Below are 18,598 nucleotides of genomic sequence, written 5' to 3' on the forward strand. Positions count from 1 at the left end.
GAAAAACATGTAAATGCCTATAAAAAAGTTTTCAGGTTAGCCGCATTCAATGTTTACTCTCACAATCGCGACGATCACAGCAAAAATTTCTCTTTCCTGATGAACGCAAAAGCAGAATGGCAATTTGCCCCGGCTTACGACCTGACATTTTCGAACTCCGCCTACGGATTTCACAGCACCATGATAGCTGGAGAAAGTCGGAATCCAGGACGAAAGGATCTTTTGAAGCTGGCCGATCATTTTGGATTTAAAAAAGCCGATCTAATTATTGAAGAAGTTCAAGATGCGATAAACCAGTGGCCGTCCATTGCCAAAGAAATTGGGATTTCAAAAAACAACATCCAAACTATTCAGAAAGTACTGAATAAAATCAGGGACTAACTTATATATTCAGTAGTAAAGCATCTACAATTGAGTCATCATAATTCTTCCGATATCAGTACCTGTACCACTAGCTGTACCAGATCTGATACAGGTAACTTTTCAGACCTTGTTGATAATGGAGCAGAAGTAACTTTAAGAAATTGAAAGAATGTATCAAACTCTTTAATTTTGGCATTTATTGAGTAGTCCTACTACTCGTTTTTGCATTTTAGTAAAGTAATAATGTGATTATTCCGGTTTCGCTTTTTTTAGACTTTTCAGAACACAAACTCAAAAAGCATGAATTAAAAATTGATTATCTGAAAAGTATTCTAAAACTTTAATAAAATGAACCGTATGAGCTAAATGAAACATTGAAACTATTTATCCAAGTTTTTGATGTCATCTAATTTTATGGCTTGTGCTGCTTTGTTTTTCTTCTCGTCCACCACTTTTGCATAAATCTGAGTGGTTTTTACATTCGTATGTCCAAGCATTTTACTGACTGTATAGATATCTGTACCGCTTGATAATTGCAGGGTTGCAAATGTATGCCTGAAATTGTGAAACGTGATCTTCTTTTTGATACCTGCAGCTTCAATCCAATTTTTTAATGGCCGCGAAATCCATGCCGGTCCCGGCAAATCTTCAAAGACCAATTGCTCTGGCGTTCCTACTTCCCCGCAAAGCTGCAAGGCTTGTTCTGAAATCGGAGTATACTCAAATCCTTTGGTTTTCTGTTGTGTAAATTGTAATCGCGCTTGATCTCCATCAACAATTATTTCATTCCATTTTAGTTGCTGAATATCAATAAGCCTCAATCCTGTTAGAGCAGAGAAAAGCGCAGCTCTTTTAAGAACATCCCGTTCACAGGGAGTAGCTACAAGTTTATTTAGTTCCTCTACGGTTAAGTATTCCCTACGAGATTCCTGCCACTGAATCCCTTTTATCTTAGCTGATAGATCACTTGCGAGATAACCATCAATAAAGGCCTGCTTAAGCGCTGCCTTAAAAACAGAAAAGTAGGTAGATGCGGAATTATGAGATAGCTTACCACCTTTGTTGCCCCCTCGTGGTGCTGACAAGAGAAAAAGTCTGAAACCTTCGGCCAGGTTTAAATCTAATTCTGAAAATAAAAGTGTATCTCCTGCATAAAGTTTTAAGAACTCAATGGAACGCTCCCAATTTATCAAAATGGATTTCGAGCTATTTGAATGACGTTTATAAGTTACTTTGGTAAAGTAATCGATAAAATTCTGCTGCAATCGTTCCTTTTGTTCAACTTGAGCGCTTTCCGTATCATTGTATAGATCCGCATGATCATATTCGCGCTGTCGGAGTTTACGAACGCCATCTGCATATAACATGCTTTCATGGTCAACTTCACTCTTACAAATAATTATTCCATTATCATCGCGTCTAGGTTTGTAGGTCTTTATTCCCTTGGTGTTAATCCGAACATTCCCCTTTTTATTCCATACCACTGTAGTTACACTCCTATTAAGGTATTCCCGAATACGTTGAGGCGTTTTCTTTCCTGGAACAAATACAGGATAACTCTCTAAATAAATGTACCACTCATTTCTATTTTCAGCCTTTCGAAGTCTAACGGTTACTTTAGTTTTTGATAATTGTTTCATGGGGTATTAGTTTATTTTTTTGAAAATAGCTCTTCAATTTGCTCTTTGGGTACATATACATATTTTCCAACCTGCCTTCGGGGAATGCTGTATTTACGAATCGTTTTGTTTACGGTTGAAGGAGATATTCCAAACTTTTCTGATACTTCGGCAATATTATAACACTCACTTTTATCGTATTGCATTCGAACAGGCTTTTCATCAGGAGCTTCAGGTAAGTCTACGGCTGTAAACATTGCCTCAATATGTACTCGACTAACTCTGGTTAATCGTTGTCCTAAATTATAAGCTGGAATTTTCCCTGCTTTAATAAGTCGACGAATAGTATCTTTTGATATACCAAAAAGAACTGTAGCTTCCGAAACCGAAATAAATGGCCGAGTTTGGATCTCAGCTATCTTATTAATCGATTCTTCCAACAATGTTTGCTTTTCTATTGCCTCCTTAGCTCGTCTTCTTTTTGCTCTTCCTGATTTATCTACACAGTAAGGGCTGCAAAATCGGGTTGCTACGGTTTTGGCTTCAAATGGCTTTCCACACTGCTCGCATATCTTGGGTATTTTAAGTTTACTTTTTGCCATATATTTTATCAATTAGCACTACATCAAGCTAAAAAAGCATAAATAAGCCCCGTTAAGACCTAATAAGCCTGTTTAAGGTGCACATTAACGTCAAATAGCGCGCGGTACAAATATGATACGAATATAAGCTAAAAATACATGAAAAACAAGTTAACAATACCAAGTGACTACAAACAAAAAACGCAGTAAGTCAGAAACTTACTGCGTTTTACTAGTTATTGATTATCCTTAATAATCGTACCCTATTTGACTTCTTCAAAGTCAACGTCGGTTACTTCACCGTCGTCTCCTTTTGAGTCGCCACCTTGTGCTCCGGCATTCGGATCGGCTTGTGGACCTCCCTGAGGACCTTCAGCGCCACCCTGTGCTTGCGATGCGTTGTACATCTCTTGCGAAGCGGCCTGGAATACTGTGTTCAACTCGTTCATTGCAGCATCAATTGCAGCTAAATCTTTTGAAGCGTGTGCTTCTTTCAGCTTTTTCAATGCATCTTCGATCGGACCTTTTTTATCTGCAGGCAATTTGTCACCGTACTCTTTCAACTGCTTCTCAGTCTGGAAGATCAAACTGTCAGCCTGGTTGATTTTATCAGCAGTTTCTTTTGCTTGCTTATCGGCTTCAGCGTTTGCTTCAGCTTCCGATTTCATGCGGTTGATCTCATCATCCGAAAGACCTGAAGAAGCCTCGATACGAATTGATTGCGATTTACCTGTTGCTTTATCTTTAGCGTGTACGTGCAGAATACCGTTTGCGTCGATATCGAAAGTTACCTCAACTTGTGGTACACCACGTGGTGCCGGTGGAATTCCGTCTAAGTGGAAACGACCGATAGTTTTGTTACCCGATGCAATTGGACGCTCACCTTGCAGAACATGAATTTCTACTGAAGGCTGATTGTCGGCAGCGGTAGTAAATGTTTCCGATTTTTTAGTCGGGATTGTTGTATTCGACTCAATCAACTTGGTCATTACACCACCCATGGTTTCAATACCCAATGAAAGCGGAGTTACGTCAAGCAGAAGAACGTCTTTTACTTCACCGGTTAAAACACCACCCTGAATAGCTGCACCAATTGCAACCACCTCATCAGGGTTTACACCTTTTGAAGCTTCTTTACCAAAGAAAGCTTTTACTTTTTCCTGGATAGCAGGAATACGTGTTGATCCACCTACAAGAATCACTTCGTCAACATCGCTTGCTGTCATACCTGCATTTTTCAATGCCTTACGACATGGCTCAATTGTAGCGTTGATCAGTGTATCGGCCAATTGCTCGAATTTTGCACGAGACAATGTTTTTACCAAGTGTTTTGGAATACCGTTAACCGGCATAATGTATGGCAGGTTGATCTCGGTTTGAGAAGAGCTCGACAATTCGATTTTTGCTTTCTCAGCAGCTTCTTTCAAACGTTGTAATGCCATTGGATCTTTGCGCAGGTCGATGCCTTCTTCGCTGTTGAACTCGTCGGCCAACCAGTCGATAATTACCTGGTCGAAATCGTCACCACCAAGGTGCGTATCACCGTCGGTCGATTTTACTTCGAAAACACCGTCACCCAACTCCAAAATAGAAATATCGAAAGTACCACCACCAAGGTCGAATACCGCGATTTTCATGTCTTTGTCCATCTTGTCCAAACCGTAAGCTAACGATGCAGCTGTAGGTTCGTTAATGATACGACGAACGGTTAATCCGGCAATCTCACCGGCTTCTTTTGTTGCCTGACGCTGTGAATCACTAAAGTATGCAGGCACAGTTACTACTGCTTCTGTTACTTCTTGTCCAAGATAATCTTCAGCTGTTTTCTTCATTTTCTGAAGTGTCATTGCCGAGATTTCCTGTGGCGAATATTTTCTGTCGTCGATTTCAACACGTGGAGTGTTGTTATCGCCTTTTACTACTTTATAAGGTACACGGTTTACTTCTTTTGATACCTGATCAAAAGTTTCTCCCATGAATCGTTTAATCGAGAAGATAGTTTTTGTAGGGTTAGTGATTGCCTGACGTTTTGCAGGATCACCAACTTTGCGTTCTCCGTTTTCTACGAAAGCAACGATAGAAGGTGTTGTACGTTTTCCCTCGCTGTTAGGGATAACTACAGGTTCGTTACCTTCCATTACAGAAACACAAGAGTTTGTGGTTCCTAAGTCAATTCCGATAATTTTTCCCATTGTTATATTTTTTAAGTTTTTATTGTTTCAAAAATTTACGTCAGGAAATAATCAATGATTGTGCCATGGAAAAATCAGCCGAATGAATGTAAAATCTGACATGGTATTGCCCCGCCACAGTAAAAATCCTGTCAGAAGTGGTGACAAAACGACAGAAATAAACGATGAAGGATTAATGAATAAGGATAAATCATTCGGCAGGTGACTTTTTGGTTCGATTTAAAGTCACCTGCTGAATTGGTTTTAGAAGATGGCGTAGTTAAGACTGGCACTACTAATGAAGCGAAACACCTTATTATAAGATGAACTTTCATTCTGATTCCAGGTATAATCAGAGTGCACTCGCAAACTAGCCTTTAGTCGGGGTGAAAAATAGTAATTCAAACTTCCGGAGACACTTGGATTAAAACTATTGGAATCATAGTGATTCGTCTCTTCTTCATCATAGTCATACCTCGAATAATGTCCTTTCACCCCAAATGAGGCATATGTACGGGTATTAAAGAACCAGTCGTAACCATAACTAATACTTCCTGAAATGATTTTAAAATCTACAGCCCATTCATTAACATTGGTATCGTTAAAATATTTGTTAGCATATAAATGAACGAAAAAATAGCGTTGCCATTTCAATCCAATCGGTTTGTATGAATCAAGCGCCAAACTGAAATTAAAATTTTCGTTATAATCAATATTATCATCTTCGATGGTAATTGTCGAGTGGTCATAATCATCAGTTTCGGTCTTTTCTTTTACAAAACGATAATCCAATCGACCTCCAACTTCTGCTTGTATACGCGTTCCGGAATACCTTGATTCGTGACCATACGACCACATATCGTTTAATGAAGTAGAATAGCCCATATCATTATCCGAAACCAAATTCATTGTATTCAACAACGAATCCAAACTTTCCATTTCGTAAATATGCCGTAATCGTGCATCGAAAAATCGTTGATTACGAAGTTCTGCCACTTTGTTGGCAATAACGATAAGTTCATCTTCATCCGGAAGTCGGTTCAACTTATCCTTTTTATACAAATCTTCAACGATATAGATGGCTCTCCTTGCATCACTAGTCTGTTCAATCCGTCCAAATCCACCACCAACACTTAATCCTGGCTGAAAAGTAAGATAACGAGACTTATACTTTTCAATTAGATTATAGTTGTAATCCAAATAATCCTGATCTCGATTCAAAGAGTTGCTTACATTAAGGTTTGGGGACCATAACAAAAACCATCTGTCATCATTATTGGTATAGATACGTTTTTGGAAACCAGCGTCAATTCTAAAATTGGAATAGTCATCTTTAACTTTTTCTTTGTCTTCATACTTTTCCCGATCCAAATTCGTCGTAGTAGAAAAGCTTCCCCAACCATTCGATTGAACTCTTGGCGTATTCCTGTCGTAAGAGTAATCCAATCTTAAATTATTATCCAAGTCAAAATACGAATGATCAGGTGTTTCATCATAGTCATAATTATAGTTGCCGCTATTGTACCTAAAATTAAAATCCAACTGATGCCGCTTTATCTCCGGCAGCTTATACTTCGAAAGATCAAAGTTTTCGTACTGGGCGAAAGAAAAATAACTGATAAACAGAAATGCGATAACAGGGTAAATTCGTTTCATGGTTTTTTGATTTTTTATGGTAATGATGTGTGGTTTTGCAACAACTGTGCCATTTAACAAAATACAAAATATTATATACCATGAAACACTGAAATAAATTCACCGTCTGTTTTATCAATCAGAATGTTTACTATTTTTAGAAGACTAAACAATATCCATCATGGCAACTAAATCATTACGAACTGAACCACAAAAAAGACTTCAATCGTTAGACGTACTTCGCGGATTTGATATGTTTTGGATAACCGGCGGTGGCGTTTTGGCAACAGCCATTTCGCAACTAACTGGTGCCGACTGGCTGGGCCACCAAATGCATCATGCCGAGTGGGCAGGCTTTCATTTCGAAGACCTGATCTTCCCGCTTTTTATGTTTATTGCCGGGGTTGCAATTCCATTTTCGATAAAAGCAAAAATTGAAAAAAACGTACCTAAAAAACGACTGGCATTAAAAGCCCTGAAACGGATGGTTATTCTAATCATCCTCGGAATTCTGTATAACGGTACTTTCCAAAATGGATTTGCCGATGGCCGCATTGCCAGTGTGCTGGGGCAAATTGGGATCGGTTACTTTTTTGCTTCGCTTATTGTTATTTATTTCCATTCGTTTAAAAGCCGGATTTACTGGCTGGCCGGTATTCTTGCAGGGTTCGGAATTATACAGTTGCTTATTCCTGTTCCGGGAGTTGGCGCCGGCGTACTTACGCCCGAAGGTTGTATAAACGGCTACATCGACCAGCTGTTTTTACCCGGTCGATTATACGGCGGCACGTTCGATCCTGAAGGAATCCTGTGTAGTCTTTCGGCAACCGGAATTACCTTGATGGGCACCATCGCCGGAAACATTCTGCGAAACCGTAAAACCACCGACTGGCAGAAAATTGGCTACATGGCAGCCACTGGTGTTGGTCTAATTATTCTGGCACTTGCCTTCACAACCTTCTACCCCATTATTAAAAAATGCTGGACTTCAACCTTTAATATGCTTGCAGGTGGTATCAGTTTTCTGCTGATGGCTTTGTTTTTCCTTATCATCGACCATTGGAAAATACGCGGATGGGCATTCTATTTCCGCGTAATCGGAATGAACTCCATTTTCGTTTACCTTTTTGTGCGCATTATTGATATGCAGTTCATTACCGAATTCTTCTTCGGATGGACTACCAAACCAATGGGCGACGCAGGTCAATTCCTTATGCTGCTGTTTGGACTTGCGCTGATTTGGGGATTACTTTATTACATGTACAAAAAGAAGATTTTCCTGCGCGTTTAGGTGTTAGTATTTACTACGGTAAATCGACAACGAAAACTCCGGCCCGGGAACAACAAACTGTTCGCCATCGGCAATGCGCCAGGCAGCATTCAGTTTTACCCTCGACTTGCTGTTCAGTTGCGTGAAATAAGCCACATAAGGAATAAAGTTATTGCTTAACGAACCAACTTCGTCGAAATTGTTTAGCTCAATACCCGGCACATACCGCATTCCAAAATCGAACTGCGTTTTCAGGTTGGGGTAATAACTCCAGCCGAGGTTAATTTCTGCAGTTGCCCAGTCGCGGCTAACGTTCGAGTTAGTCAGGTACTCATCAATATACTCCATATTCGTTTTGGAGTAACGGTTATAAACCAGTCCGGCCGAGAAATTACGGTTCCATTTTACATTTACATATTTGGCATTGTCGTGCTGAATATATCCTCCAAACAGAAAATCGGGTTCCTGGTTGTAATATTTAAAGTGCGGTCCAATCTCAAAACGATTTCCCTGATAACGCGGATCGAATTCGGCAAAATGCCATTCGGCAGCCATCGATTCAGGAGACGCCAATACAAAAGTACTGCGGATAAAATCTACCACTTGCTCCATTTCTTTTTCAGGAACGTGACCTTCTTTAAAATCGCGATTGTGTTTTATATTGGCAATAACCTGCGCAAACTGTGCAATTTCGTAATCAGAAAACAAACGCCCAGGGTAATATTTTTCCAACAAGTAGTGCGCGGTCATTAAATAGTTCATCGGGCTCAATCGTCCCGATCCCCAACCAACTTTTGCATCTAAACCATAACGCAGGCGGTCTTTCGTATCGCTTTCATCAACCGGCGTTACAACTCCCAGCGAGTCAGTGCTGGTTCCATCCAGGTTCTGCTTAAAAACTTCGTAACGCCCCCAGGCACTCACATCAATTACGGTGTAACTTTTTGTATCGTAATAAAAACGGTAACTATAATCGATATTCGCCGAAGTTCGCACGCCGTAAAAATCCTGATCGGCAGTAATGTATTCCACTTTCGAGCTGTCGATCCAATCGCCATAACCGCCATACGGACCAACTTCGAACCGCATATTCAGGCGTTCCTGTTTGTAATCCAGCAAATTCCAGTAAGTATTTTCAATCCTGAATTTTCCATTCAGTAAGGTACGATCTTCATCAAAACGACTTTCGTCGCCTAACAATTCTTCCGTTTCTTTACTCACACCCAAAATCAATCCCCAGTTCAGTTCGCGCTTTTTAAACGAAACCACATCGTTATTGATCTCCTGCTGCTGCGCCCCGGCAACAAACACGGTAAAAACAAAAATAAGGAGCAAACAAATTTTGGGGAATACGCTATTTAGTTTTCTCATTTTCCGACTTTGAAATTAGCCACAAAGAAAATAAACCTTCTGAAAACTACGTGCATAAACCGGTTAATAAAAGTTAAGCACCTGCCGTTGGCAAACGAAAAAACGGCTGCTTTTGGGTTAAAATGAAAGGATTGGTTAATTTTGCTGTCTAATTTGAATACAAACAGACATGTCAGTACATAGCGAAGTCAGAAAAGTTACCACGCACCGTTTATCGGAAATGAAATTGCGTGGAGAAAAAATATCGATGTTAACAGCCTACGATTACAGTATGGCACAGTTGGTTGATGAAGCCGGATTGGATGTTATTCTGGTTGGCGATTCGGCCTCGAACGTAATGGCGGGCCACGAAACCACGCTTCCTATCACCCTTAACGAGATGATCTTTATGGGGGCGTCGGTGGTGCGTGCCGTAAACCGTGCGCTTGTTGTGGTCGACCTTCCTTTCGGAACCTACCAGGGCAACTCGCGCGAAGCATTGAGTTCGGCCATTCGCATTATGAAAGAAACAGCCGCCGACGCGGTAAAACTTGAAGGTGGCGAAGAAGTAATCGAATCGGTAAAACGTATCCTTTCGGCCGGAATTCCGGTGATGGGGCACCTGGGATTAATGCCGCAGTCGATTCATAAATTTGGAACTTACACCGTACGCGCCAAACAAGAAGCCGAAGCCGAAAAACTAATCAGCGACGCCAAACTACTGGAAGAAGCCGGTTGTTTTGCCATTGTACTCGAGAAAATTCCCGCTTCACTTGGCGAACAGGTTGCCAAAGAGCTGAAGATTCCGGTAATCGGGATTGGTGCCGGTGGTGGTGTTGATGGGCAAGTGTTGGTAATCCACGATATGCTGGGAATTACACAACAATTCTCGCCACGTTTTTTGCGCCGATACCACAACCTTGCAGCCGAGATTAAAGGTGCTGTAGGAAATTATATTAACGATGTAAAATCGCAGGATTTCCCAAGCGATAAGGAACAGTATTAGGATTCAACTTACTGTCATTTCGAAGAAAGAATGACTGAGAAATCTTTATCTTAGAAACAGATTTCTCCTCTCCCGAAGTTTTGGGATCGTCGAAATGACAACAAGCACTGAGAATGGAAGTAATATACGAAGACAACCATATTATTGCAATAAACAAGGCGTGCGGCGACGTTGTGCAGGGCGATAAAACCGGCGACGAAACCGTTTTGGACAAGGTGAAACATTACCTGAAGGTGAAATACAACAAACCGGGGAATGTTTACCTTGGCCTTCCGCACCGCCTCGACCGCCCAACAAGCGGCATTCTTATTTTGGCCAAAACCAGTAAAGTGCTGCCACGGCTCAACAAACTTTTCCAAGCCAAAGACGGTATGCGAAAAGTGTATTGGGCAGTGGTGGATAAACGTCCCCCAAAATACACCGATACGCTGGAGCATTACCTGCGCAAAGACCAGGAAAAGAACAGGAGTTACGCCTACACCGAGCCGCGTTCTGATTGTAAATTTGCCAGCCTCACCTACCGCCATGTGGCGAGCATCGATCGTTATCATTTGCTGGAGGTGGAAATCCATACCGGGCGCCATCACCAGATCAGGGTGCAGTTGCGCCAGTTAAACCTGCACATTAAAGGCGATTTAAAATACGGTGCTCCGCGGTCGAACAAAAACAAAGGTATCCACCTGCATGCACGCCAGACAGAGCTGATCCACCCTGTGCGAAAAACTCCTTTAACCATCGTTGCCGATCCGCCAAAAGATCCGGTGTGGGACGAGTTTATGAAAATCTTTAAAGCCGGGAAATTTAGCCCTGTGGAGATTTAGAAAGGATTGATGGAGATTGAAAAAAGATTGAATTAGATTGATGGTTTAGTGAGCAAGTTTGTAAATGCTTTAATGCAGCAATGATTCAATCTTGTTTTTCGGCTTTGTGTAACTCTGTGGTAAAAGATTCGGATTTTCTATAAAACTGAAACAGATCTCTCCTCGTTCCTCATCGAGATGACAGCTGTTCTCAACTTTTACTTCCGACGCTGCGACCGCAATTTCGTCCGGTAATACCATCCTCAACTTTTGCCTTTTTACTTTTGCCTTGGTTACTACTCTAAATCGCTCGGTTTAAAAGCAAACGGCAGCAAATTATCGGCGCCTTCAAGTACCTGGATGTGCTTTTTACCATCGAGAATTACACGAATGGGTTGATTGTATCGTGTTTCGGTTTCTACTAACACCTGGCGGCACGAGCCACAGGGTTGCGCCGGAAATTCCAGAAATCCATGCGAATTTTTTGCCGTTACGGCAATTGCTTTTACGGCCTGATCGGGGTAAGTAGAGTTGGCATAAAACAAGGCTACCCGCTCGGCGCAAATACCATCTGTAAAGTCGGCATTCTCCTGGTTGCTACCGGTAATTACTTCGCCGTTTTCGAGCAATAGCGCGGCACCTACACAAAATTTTGAGTAAGGCGCGTAAGCATTTTTACTGGCCTCGCGTGCTGCCAGCAACAATTTTTGGTCGCTTTCGGGTAATTCCTCCACCGCATCGTATTCGCAAACCTTTATCGTGACTTCGTTATTTCGCATAAACGGGTATTTTTCTCAAATGTACAATTTTATATTAAATGGCGGTTGACTGCATGTATTTTCAATAATGCAGAAACAGGAGATCAACTTTCTTTTCACCAAAATCCAATAAAGCCATCTTACTCACGTTTCATTGTTTATAAAATGCTTTGGTTTTAATATGCAAATGCCCCGAGGTATTTTATTTTTGGCATCAGCAAACGTTGTAACAGAAACATGAGACACATAATTTCCTTTACCTTTTTTATTTTACTGGCCACAAGCGCAATTTCTCAAAACATTACCCGCGATGAGTACATCAGGCAGTGGCAACTGGTGGCTATTGAAGAGATGAACCGCAGCGGAATACCGGCCAGTATTACCATGGCACAGGGTTGTCTGGAGTCGGGAAACGGCAACAGCGAATTGTCGCGAAAATCGAACAACCACTTCGGTATAAAATGTAAAAGTAGCTGGAAAGGGAAAAAAGTATATTACGACGATGACCGCCGTAACGAGTGTTTCAGAAGTTACCGCTCGGTGAAGGATTCGTACGAAGATCATACCGACTTTCTAATGACTAATCCGCGTTATGCTTCGCTGTTTATGCTCGATCATACCGATTACAAAAGCTGGGCAAAAGGATTAAAAAAAGCCGGTTATGCAACGGCTCATGATTACGACAAACGACTGATACGAATTATTGAGGAGAACAAACTGCACCGCCTCGACAAGAAAATGACTTTTAGTCCGATGAATGGACAGACAGCCCACAATGTGTTGAATACCGATAAAACGGGAGCACTTACCATTACACCATTCAATACGCACAAGGTTAGCAAAATTAACCGCGTAAAAGCTGTGGTTGCCCAAAAGGGCGACACCTACGAAATGTTGGCACAAGAGCTTGGATTAAAAGACTGGGAGCTGTATAAATTTAACGATCAGCCACCCGGACACCGTCCGATTGCTAACGAGGTGGTTTATATTCAGCACAAAAAGAATAAAACCGGCAAAGACCAACTTACGCATCGCGTGCAGGAAGGCGAAACCATGCATTACATTTCGCAACTATATGGCATAAAATTAAATCCGCTTTACCGCCGCAATAGCATGAAAAAAGGTCAGCAGCCACGTCCGGGTCAGGTGATTTATCTGCGGAAGAAGAAGTAGCCGCAGAGATTGGTGCCGATTGATTCTGAGATTGAATTAGATTGTTTGGTGAATGAGTAATTGAGTTAATGCGGAAATACCAGAATGCTTTACTGTTATTCTGTTGATGCCCGGTACATGAAATAGCGTAACAATACACGGTCGGCAAACAAAACAAACACCACTAAAAGGTTTATGCCAACCACCAAGGCTGCATTGGAAGTAAAGAAAGACAACCAGTTCTCGATTTTTGCATCGTACCAAACAAAAGCCAGCACCGCAGTTACAAGCATAATTCCGAGTATAACCGAAAGATAAATCAGAAATTCACGGATGTATTGAGCCCAGGCAAAGCGCCGCTCCACCTTTTCAACCAATAAGTCGGTAAAATTCTCCGACAGCTTGAATTCCGGCTCCGAAGTGAATGCCTCTTTCAGTATTTGGTCAGTATCAAAATTCCGATCTTCGTTATACATAGTCAACAAATATATTAGTTTGTTCCAAACGGGCAACTTTTTCAATCTTGCCTTTTAATAATTTTCGTGCCCGGCTCAGGTAACTTTTTATGGTCCCTTCGGGCATTCCTGTAATTTCTTCTATCTCTTTGTACGAGAACTCCTCGAGGTGAAACAGGGTAATCACCGTTCGGTAGTTCACCGGCAACGACTCAATCAGTTGCATGAGATATTTTTTCGCTTCTTCCTTTTCAATGCTTTTCTGGTTCAACCCCGGGTCTTTTTCAGCAAGAATGAGATTAGGTTCTTCGCTGTACGACAATTCGCCTCTTCGTTTCAGTTTCCGGTAATGTGTTATGGCTGTGTTGTAAGCAATGGTCGCAATCCACGTCGACAATTTCGAATCGCCACGAAATCGTTTCAGTGTTTTAAACACTTTTATAAACACCTCCTGGCAAATGTCTTCCAATTCATCTTCTTGCTGAATAATGCGACCAACCACATGCGTTACAAGCCGTTGGTACTTCGACACCAAAAACCTGAACGCATGGTTGTTTCCGTTTAAAACCTGTTGAACCAGTTGCGCATCATTCATAATTATCTCATCAGACTAAACAAGGTAGGCAAATGTTACAATTAATTTTGAAAAGTTTGAAGACCGGAGACCGAAGCCGGAAGAAAGTGGCGGTTTGCAAATCGTTAAATTCCGCGGCAAGTTTTGATTTTGAATACAAAGCCACTAAATAACCCTCAGCATTTTATACATACTCAAAACAAACAGCTTTTCGGGTTTTTCATTTGTTCTTTTTCCCTTTTTCTGCAGCAAAATTTTAAACCGTAGCTACGGCTATGCTTGAAAATTTTGACTTGAAAAAGAAAAAAATAACTTCGTCAAAATTCCCGAAAAGCTATCCGCATTGAGTATATTTGCGCAGATTTTTAAAAACGATTGATTCGATCACGATCATAAATAAATTTTACACAGATGAGTTTTGTACAAGAGCTGAAATGGAGAGGCATGTTGCACGATATTATGCCGGGAACTGAGGAACAACTGGAAAAAGAATTAACCGCGGCTTATGTGGGTATCGATCCAACTGCCGACTCGTTGCACATTGGCCACCTGGTAAGTGTAATGATGTTGAAACATCTTCAGATTGCTGGTCACCAGCCTATTGCTTTGGTTGGAGGTGCGACCGGAATGATCGGCGATCCATCAGGGAAATCGCAGGAGCGTAATCTTTTGGATGAACCAACACTACGCCACAATCAGGAATGTATTAAAGCTCAGCTGGCAAAATTCCTCGATTTTGAAAGTAAAGAAGACAACGTTGCACTTTTGGTAAATAACTACGACTGGATGAAGGAATTTTCGTTCCTCGATTTTATTCGCGACGTGGGTAAACGTATTACCGTAAACTACATGATGGCGAAAGATTCGGTAAAAAAACGTTTGGGCGAAGAATCAAAATCGGGAATGTCGTTCACCGAATTTACCTACCAGTTGGTGCAGGGATACGACTTTTACCACTTATACAAAAACAACAACTGCCGCCTGCAAATGGGTGGTTCCGATCAGTGGGGAAACATTACCACAGGTACTGAGTTGATCCGTCGGATGGATGGTGGTGAAGCTTTTGCATTAACTTGTCCGCTGATCACCAAAGCCGACGGAACCAAGTTCGGAAAAACAGAATCGGGCAACGTTTGGCTCGATCCTGAACGTACTTCGCCTTATGCATTCTTCCAGTTTTGGTTGAATACTTCGGATGAAGATGCCGAACGTTACATAAAAATATTTACGCTACTGTCGCAAGAAGAAATCGACACACTGGTTGCCGAGCACAAAGAAGCACCACATGCCCGTGCCTTGCAGAAAAAACTGGCTGAAGAAGTAACCACATTGGTTCACTCGCGCGAAGAGTACGACATGGCAGTTGAGGCGTCACAAATTTTGTTTGGTAAAGGTACTGCCGAGCAACTGCGCAAACTGAATGAAAGTACTTTCCTTGCGGTGTTTGAAGGAGTACCTCAATTCAATATCTCAAAAGACGAGCTTTCAGCTGGTATCAATGTAATCGATTTGCTGGCAGAGAAGACAGAAGTATTTCCATCGAAAGGAGAATTGCGCCGTACGATTAAAGGTAACGGACTGAGCATTAACAAAGAGAAGATCAACAATCCTGATCTGGATGTAAACAACGACTTTTTAATTGGTGGCAAATACATTCTGGCACAAAAAGGAAAGAAAAATTACTTCCTCATTATTGCTGAATAATCAAAAGTTTAAATACTAAAAACTTTTCGGATTCGTTGAAATAACACGATCGAATTGAAACCACTATCTTATGGATAATTTTTTTGACAACCAGCGTATTCTGAAAATGATTTGGAAACGCAAATTTCATTTTATAATTGTTGGTATAGCTGCGATTGCATTGTCGGCCATTTTTTCCGGCCCGGCATTTATTACTCCCAAGTTCAAGTCAACGGCACGAGTTTATCCTACTAGTAATATTGCAGTTTACAGTGATGAATCGAGAACAGAACAGTTACTTGAAATTATAAACTCCAGGGATATAAAATTTAGAATGTTTGATGCTTTCAATTTGGATGAGGTTTATAATGTTGACAAAAATTCTCCGCAATACACAACGTTCATGCTTGACAAATATAATACCAATGTAAGCGCAAGTAAAACTGAATATGAAACAGTAGAAATCAAAGTCATGGATGAAGATCCGGCACGCGCAAGCAATATGTGTGATTCAATTATTTCTTTTGTTAACGAAAAAATCAGAGAACTACATTCACTCAAACACATTGAAGTAATACAGATCACAAAAGAACATTTAGCAATTAACAGAAATATACTTGACTCAATTCGTCCAATATACCAAAGTCTAAGAGACGAAACAGGCATTCTTAGCTATCAAAAGCAATTGGGATATGTCACTGAAGGTTACATGCTTTCTCTATCAGAAAACAAAGGAAATACCAACGATGGTAAAAAAATTGAGAAACAGTTAAATCAATTCAGGCAAAAAGGACTTGATGCATATCGTTTGGAAAGACTATTTTCTAAATACAATAATGCAGTCGACTCACTAAAAAGTGTAATTGAAGTAGAACAAATAGAAGCGAAAAAAAGAATTACCTACAGCCACGTGGTGGAATACCCGTTCCCGGCTGATAAAAAAGCTTATCCTGTTCGCTGGCTGATCGTTGCATTCACAACGCTTTCGGCAGTATTTTTTGCACTACTTGTATTTTTGGTTCTCGACTACGGAAAAAAAGACTAAAGTGCCACAAAAAGCGGTCATACGAATAGCACTTTTCTATCTCATTTCCATCGGATTTATTGCATTAAACCTGTGGTTTGTGGTAGAAAAGCACATGCTGTATGCCAATGTGCTTCCGCTTTTTATTGTGGTAATTTTGCTGGCTCTTTTTTCGTTCGACAAGCTTGTATATCTTATCGCGTTTCTGGCACCTTTGTCCATTCCGCTAAGGGAATATTTGCCCGGAATTGGTTTTGATATGTACATCCCCACGGAACCGCTACTTTTTGGAGTGCTACTAATTTTTATTTTGAAAATTATACAGGAACGCCAATTTGATCGTAAAATATTACTTCACCCGGTATCGCTGGCTGTTTATCTCAACCTCTTTTGGATCCTGATTACCAGTGTAACCAGCACCATGCCGATGGTTTCGTTTAAATTTTTGCTGATGAGAATTTGGTTTATAGTAGGTCTTTACCTGCTCACTGCCAAAATTTTCAAGGACGGCAAAAACATGGAAAAATACGTTTGGCTGTATGTTATTCCGCTGATACTGGTTATTTTCTATTCAACTTATCGCCACCTTGGTTACGGGCTTTGGGACAAACAAGCTGCGCACTTTGTGGTTTCGCCGTTTTACCGCGATCACACTTCTTATGGGGCTGCCACTGCCATCTACCTCCCTTTTTTGGTGATGTTTATTTTGAGTAAAAACTATTCAAAAAATATACGTCTGTTGGCTACCGCTGCATTTGCAATTGTTACCATGGGGCTGCTATTGTCATACAGTCGGGCCGCATGGCTTAGCTTGGTAATTGCCTTTGGCGTTTGGGGAGTCGTAAAACTGCGCATCCGATTTAAGACGCTTTTTATCACTTTGGGGTCATTGATTGTTTTGTTCCTGGTTTTCCAAACGCAAATTTTAATGAAACTGGAGCAAAACTCGGAAGAGTCGTCGGCGAATATGATGACACATATTTCATCGATGTCGAACATCAGCTCCGATGCATCGAACCTTGAGCGTATTAACCGCTGGAGCTGTGCCGTGCGTATGTTTGCCGATAAACCTGTGGTTGGTTACGGTCCGGGAACTTACATGTTTAAGTACGCCAAATACCAGTTGAGCAAAGACCGCACAATTATCAGTACCAACTCTGCCGACGGTGGAAATGCACACAGCGAGTACCTTGGGCCCATGGCCGAATCGGGTGTGCTTGGCCTGGCTACTTACCTGTTAATTATTATAGTAGTGATTTATACCGCCGTAAACACCTACACGCGCTTAACTGATTACCGTTTGCGATCGATTGTTTTGGCCGCGCTGGTAGGTTTGGTTACGTACTACATCCACGGATTTTTGAATAACTTTTTGGATACCGACAAAATATCGGTGCCGTTTTGGGGATTCACGGCAATGATCGTTGCCATTGATATTCTTTCGAGAAAGCAGGAAAAAGATGCTGAACAGAAACAAGTATCTGAATAAATACTAATTCAGATAAGCACTCAATTCTGCTATTTTCATTTGGCGGTCCATTGAAAAGACCGTGCTTTCGCGCTCCACTTTATCGAGAATGAAATATGATTTTCTAAAAAAATCCAGTCTCTTATCATCCGAATCAGCTAATTCACCCTGTTCTTTTAATACAAAAGCCACCATTTCCAACTGCTCGTTTGCCAGATTTTTGTCTTTCTCTAATAACTCGATTAAAGCTTCAACCGAAAGTTTCTCCACATCTTCATCAATTTTCAGGTATTTGTAAAAAAAACGAATTTGCTTTTCAGCCTCTTCATCCTCACCTTTTCTACGGTGGCGTAAAATCTTTTGGATGACTTCAAACAACATCATCAACTGGCGCATTAAATAATCTTTCTCAACTCCCATGGCAAAAACTGTGTTTCGTGTTCTGAAAGATAAGTCAATTTGGCTACTTTTGAAAAAAATTTGAGAATGGGATATTTCGACGACCTTTTTCCTGACCGATACGAGGATGAACTAAAAGAGGGGAAAGATTTTTACATGGAAAATGGCTACCGGGTAATGACTGAATCTTACCTGCGGAACCGTGGCTATTGTTGTGCCAACGGCTGCCGCCACTGCCCGTACTGGCCAAAAGCGCAAAAAGGAAATACCAACCTCAGAAAGAAATAGTT

Annotated in this window: 18 protein-coding genes; 9 read left to right on the forward strand and 9 right to left on the reverse strand. The window is 41.1% G+C overall.

The genetic code is table 11. From position 1 onward, the window contains the following. On the forward strand, nucleotides 1-381 hold a 381-nt coding region (locus tag QZ576_RS11730; protein ID WP_297097352.1), incomplete at its 5' end, for a HipA domain-containing protein. Nucleotides 382-743: 362 nt separating this feature from the next. Here the strand turns inward: QZ576_RS11730 and QZ576_RS11735 are convergent. The 4 genes from QZ576_RS11735 to QZ576_RS11750 all read right to left on the reverse strand — a co-directional run bounded on the left by QZ576_RS11735 (nucleotide 744) and on the right by QZ576_RS11750 (nucleotide 6,390). Then, on the reverse strand, nucleotides 744-2,003 hold the full coding sequence (locus QZ576_RS11735) for a site-specific integrase (RefSeq protein WP_297097354.1): 1,260 nt from the start codon (nucleotides 2,001-2,003) through the stop codon (nucleotides 744-746). Between the two features lie 11 nt (nucleotides 2,004-2,014). Next, nucleotides 2,015-2,584: a helix-turn-helix domain-containing protein gene (locus QZ576_RS11740; protein WP_297097356.1), complete on the reverse strand. Its 570-nt coding sequence runs from the start codon at nucleotides 2,582-2,584 to the stop codon at nucleotides 2,015-2,017. A gap of 242 nt (nucleotides 2,585-2,826) precedes the next feature. After that, nucleotides 2,827-4,755 (reverse strand): molecular chaperone DnaK, encoded by a 1,929-nt coding sequence (gene dnaK, locus QZ576_RS11745; RefSeq protein ID WP_297097358.1) that lies wholly within the window; start codon nucleotides 4,753-4,755, stop codon nucleotides 2,827-2,829. 243 nt (nucleotides 4,756-4,998) lie between these two features. Further along, on the reverse strand, nucleotides 4,999-6,390 hold the full coding sequence (locus QZ576_RS11750) for a hypothetical protein (protein WP_297097360.1): 1,392 nt from the start codon (nucleotides 6,388-6,390) through the stop codon (nucleotides 4,999-5,001). Between the two features lie 160 nt (nucleotides 6,391-6,550). Between QZ576_RS11750 and QZ576_RS11755 the strand changes: the two genes are divergently transcribed. Beyond that, a complete protein-coding gene (locus tag QZ576_RS11755; RefSeq protein ID WP_297097362.1) occupies nucleotides 6,551-7,660 on the forward strand; it encodes a DUF5009 domain-containing protein in 1,110 nt (369 codons plus the stop codon). Nucleotides 7,661-7,663: 3 nt separating this feature from the next. Here the strand turns inward: QZ576_RS11755 and QZ576_RS11760 are convergent, their stop codons facing one another. Then, on the reverse strand, nucleotides 7,664-9,010 hold the full coding sequence (locus tag QZ576_RS11760; RefSeq protein WP_297097364.1) for a hypothetical protein: 1,347 nt from the start codon (nucleotides 9,008-9,010) through the stop codon (nucleotides 7,664-7,666). Between the two features lie 169 nt (nucleotides 9,011-9,179). Here QZ576_RS11760 and panB point away from each other — a divergent pair, with 169 nt between their 5' ends. Together panB and QZ576_RS11770 are read left to right on the forward strand one after the other, a co-directional pair. Beyond that, nucleotides 9,180-9,995, forward strand: a complete 816-nt coding sequence (gene panB, locus QZ576_RS11765; protein ID WP_297097366.1) for a 3-methyl-2-oxobutanoate hydroxymethyltransferase — start codon at nucleotides 9,180-9,182, stop codon at nucleotides 9,993-9,995. 113 nt (nucleotides 9,996-10,108) lie between these two features. Then, entirely contained in the window at nucleotides 10,109-10,816 is a 708-nt protein-coding gene (locus QZ576_RS11770; protein ID WP_297097368.1) for an RluA family pseudouridine synthase, read from the forward strand. Between the two features lie 275 nt (nucleotides 10,817-11,091). Here QZ576_RS11770 and QZ576_RS11775 read toward each other — a convergent pair whose 3' ends face one another. Continuing rightward, the gene (locus QZ576_RS11775) at nucleotides 11,092-11,574 is read right to left on the reverse strand and encodes a cytidine deaminase (protein WP_297097370.1); all 483 of its coding nucleotides are present in this window, start codon (nucleotides 11,572-11,574) and stop codon (nucleotides 11,092-11,094) included. A 216-nt stretch (nucleotides 11,575-11,790) separates the two neighbouring features. Between QZ576_RS11775 and QZ576_RS11780 the strand changes: the two genes are divergently transcribed. Then, nucleotides 11,791-12,726, forward strand: a complete 936-nt coding sequence (locus QZ576_RS11780) for a glucosaminidase domain-containing protein (protein ID WP_297097372.1) — start codon at nucleotides 11,791-11,793, stop codon at nucleotides 12,724-12,726. A gap of 95 nt (nucleotides 12,727-12,821) precedes the next feature. Here QZ576_RS11780 and QZ576_RS11785 read toward each other — a convergent pair whose 3' ends face one another. Together QZ576_RS11785 and QZ576_RS11790 are read right to left on the reverse strand one after the other, a co-directional pair. After that, nucleotides 12,822-13,181 carry a hypothetical protein gene (locus QZ576_RS11785; protein WP_297097375.1) on the reverse strand — a complete coding sequence of 120 codons (360 nt, stop codon included), beginning with the start codon at nucleotides 13,179-13,181 and terminating at the stop codon, nucleotides 12,822-12,824. Beyond that, nucleotides 13,174-13,755, reverse strand: a complete 582-nt coding sequence (locus QZ576_RS11790; RefSeq protein WP_204273569.1) for an RNA polymerase sigma factor — start codon at nucleotides 13,753-13,755, stop codon at nucleotides 13,174-13,176. Before QZ576_RS11790 ends, QZ576_RS11785 begins: the two co-directional genes overlap by 8 nt. Before the next feature lie 390 nt (nucleotides 13,756-14,145). Between QZ576_RS11790 and tyrS the strand changes: the two genes are divergently transcribed. The 3 genes from tyrS to QZ576_RS11805 all read left to right on the forward strand — a co-directional run bounded on the left by tyrS (nucleotide 14,146) and on the right by QZ576_RS11805 (nucleotide 17,930). Further along, the gene (gene tyrS / locus QZ576_RS11795; RefSeq protein ID WP_297097380.1) at nucleotides 14,146-15,438 is read left to right on the forward strand and encodes a tyrosine--tRNA ligase; all 1,293 of its coding nucleotides are present in this window, start codon (nucleotides 14,146-14,148) and stop codon (nucleotides 15,436-15,438) included. A gap of 70 nt (nucleotides 15,439-15,508) precedes the next feature. Further along, a complete protein-coding gene (locus QZ576_RS11800) occupies nucleotides 15,509-16,462 on the forward strand; it encodes a Wzz/FepE/Etk N-terminal domain-containing protein (RefSeq protein WP_297097383.1) in 954 nt (317 codons plus the stop codon). Nucleotide 16,463: 1 nt separating this feature from the next. After that, nucleotides 16,464-17,930: an O-antigen ligase family protein gene (locus QZ576_RS11805; protein WP_297097385.1), complete on the forward strand. Its 1,467-nt coding sequence runs from the start codon at nucleotides 16,464-16,466 to the stop codon at nucleotides 17,928-17,930. A 3-nt stretch (nucleotides 17,931-17,933) separates the two neighbouring features. Here QZ576_RS11805 and QZ576_RS11810 read toward each other — a convergent pair whose 3' ends face one another. Then, nucleotides 17,934-18,329 carry a hypothetical protein gene (locus tag QZ576_RS11810; RefSeq protein WP_297097387.1) on the reverse strand — a complete coding sequence of 132 codons (396 nt, stop codon included), beginning with the start codon at nucleotides 18,327-18,329 and terminating at the stop codon, nucleotides 17,934-17,936. A gap of 66 nt (nucleotides 18,330-18,395) precedes the next feature. Between QZ576_RS11810 and QZ576_RS11815 the strand changes: the two genes are divergently transcribed. Next, entirely contained in the window at nucleotides 18,396-18,596 is a 201-nt protein-coding gene (locus tag QZ576_RS11815; RefSeq protein WP_297097389.1) for a DUF5522 domain-containing protein, read from the forward strand. Nucleotides 18,597-18,598 lie beyond the last annotated feature (2 nt).

The organism is uncultured Draconibacterium sp. (assembly GCF_913060805.1).
GTDB lineage: Bacteria > Bacteroidota > Bacteroidia > Bacteroidales > Prolixibacteraceae > Draconibacterium.

Coding starts and splice junctions, on each gene's coding strand:
- QZ576_RS11735 (WP_297097354.1), bottom strand. CDS start 2,003: ATGAAACAATTATCAAAAACTAAAGTAACCGTTAGACTTCGAAAGGCT.
- QZ576_RS11740 (WP_297097356.1), bottom strand. CDS start 2,584: ATGGCAAAAAGTAAACTTAAAATACCCAAGATATGCGAGCAGTGTGGA.
- dnaK (WP_297097358.1), bottom strand. CDS start 4,755: ATGGGAAAAATTATCGGAATTGACTTAGGAACCACAAACTCTTGTGTT.
- QZ576_RS11750 (WP_297097360.1), bottom strand. CDS start 6,390: ATGAAACGAATTTACCCTGTTATCGCATTTCTGTTTATCAGTTATTTT.
- QZ576_RS11755 (WP_297097362.1), top strand. CDS start 6,551: ATGGCAACTAAATCATTACGAACTGAACCACAAAAAAGACTTCAATCG.
- QZ576_RS11760 (WP_297097364.1), bottom strand. CDS start 9,010: ATGAGAAAACTAAATAGCGTATTCCCCAAAATTTGTTTGCTCCTTATT.
- panB (WP_297097366.1), top strand. CDS start 9,180: ATGTCAGTACATAGCGAAGTCAGAAAAGTTACCACGCACCGTTTATCG.
- QZ576_RS11770 (WP_297097368.1), top strand. CDS start 10,109: ATGGAAGTAATATACGAAGACAACCATATTATTGCAATAAACAAGGCG.
- QZ576_RS11775 (WP_297097370.1), bottom strand. CDS start 11,574: ATGCGAAATAACGAAGTCACGATAAAGGTTTGCGAATACGATGCGGTG.
- QZ576_RS11780 (WP_297097372.1), top strand. CDS start 11,791: ATGAGACACATAATTTCCTTTACCTTTTTTATTTTACTGGCCACAAGC.
- QZ576_RS11785 (WP_297097375.1), bottom strand. CDS start 13,181: ATGTATAACGAAGATCGGAATTTTGATACTGACCAAATACTGAAAGAG.
- QZ576_RS11790 (WP_204273569.1), bottom strand. CDS start 13,755: ATGAATGATGCGCAACTGGTTCAACAGGTTTTAAACGGAAACAACCAT.
- tyrS (WP_297097380.1), top strand. CDS start 14,146: ATGAGTTTTGTACAAGAGCTGAAATGGAGAGGCATGTTGCACGATATT.
- QZ576_RS11800 (WP_297097383.1), top strand. CDS start 15,509: ATGGATAATTTTTTTGACAACCAGCGTATTCTGAAAATGATTTGGAAA.
- QZ576_RS11810 (WP_297097387.1), bottom strand. CDS start 18,329: ATGGGAGTTGAGAAAGATTATTTAATGCGCCAGTTGATGATGTTGTTT.
- QZ576_RS11815 (WP_297097389.1), top strand. CDS start 18,396: ATGGGATATTTCGACGACCTTTTTCCTGACCGATACGAGGATGAACTA.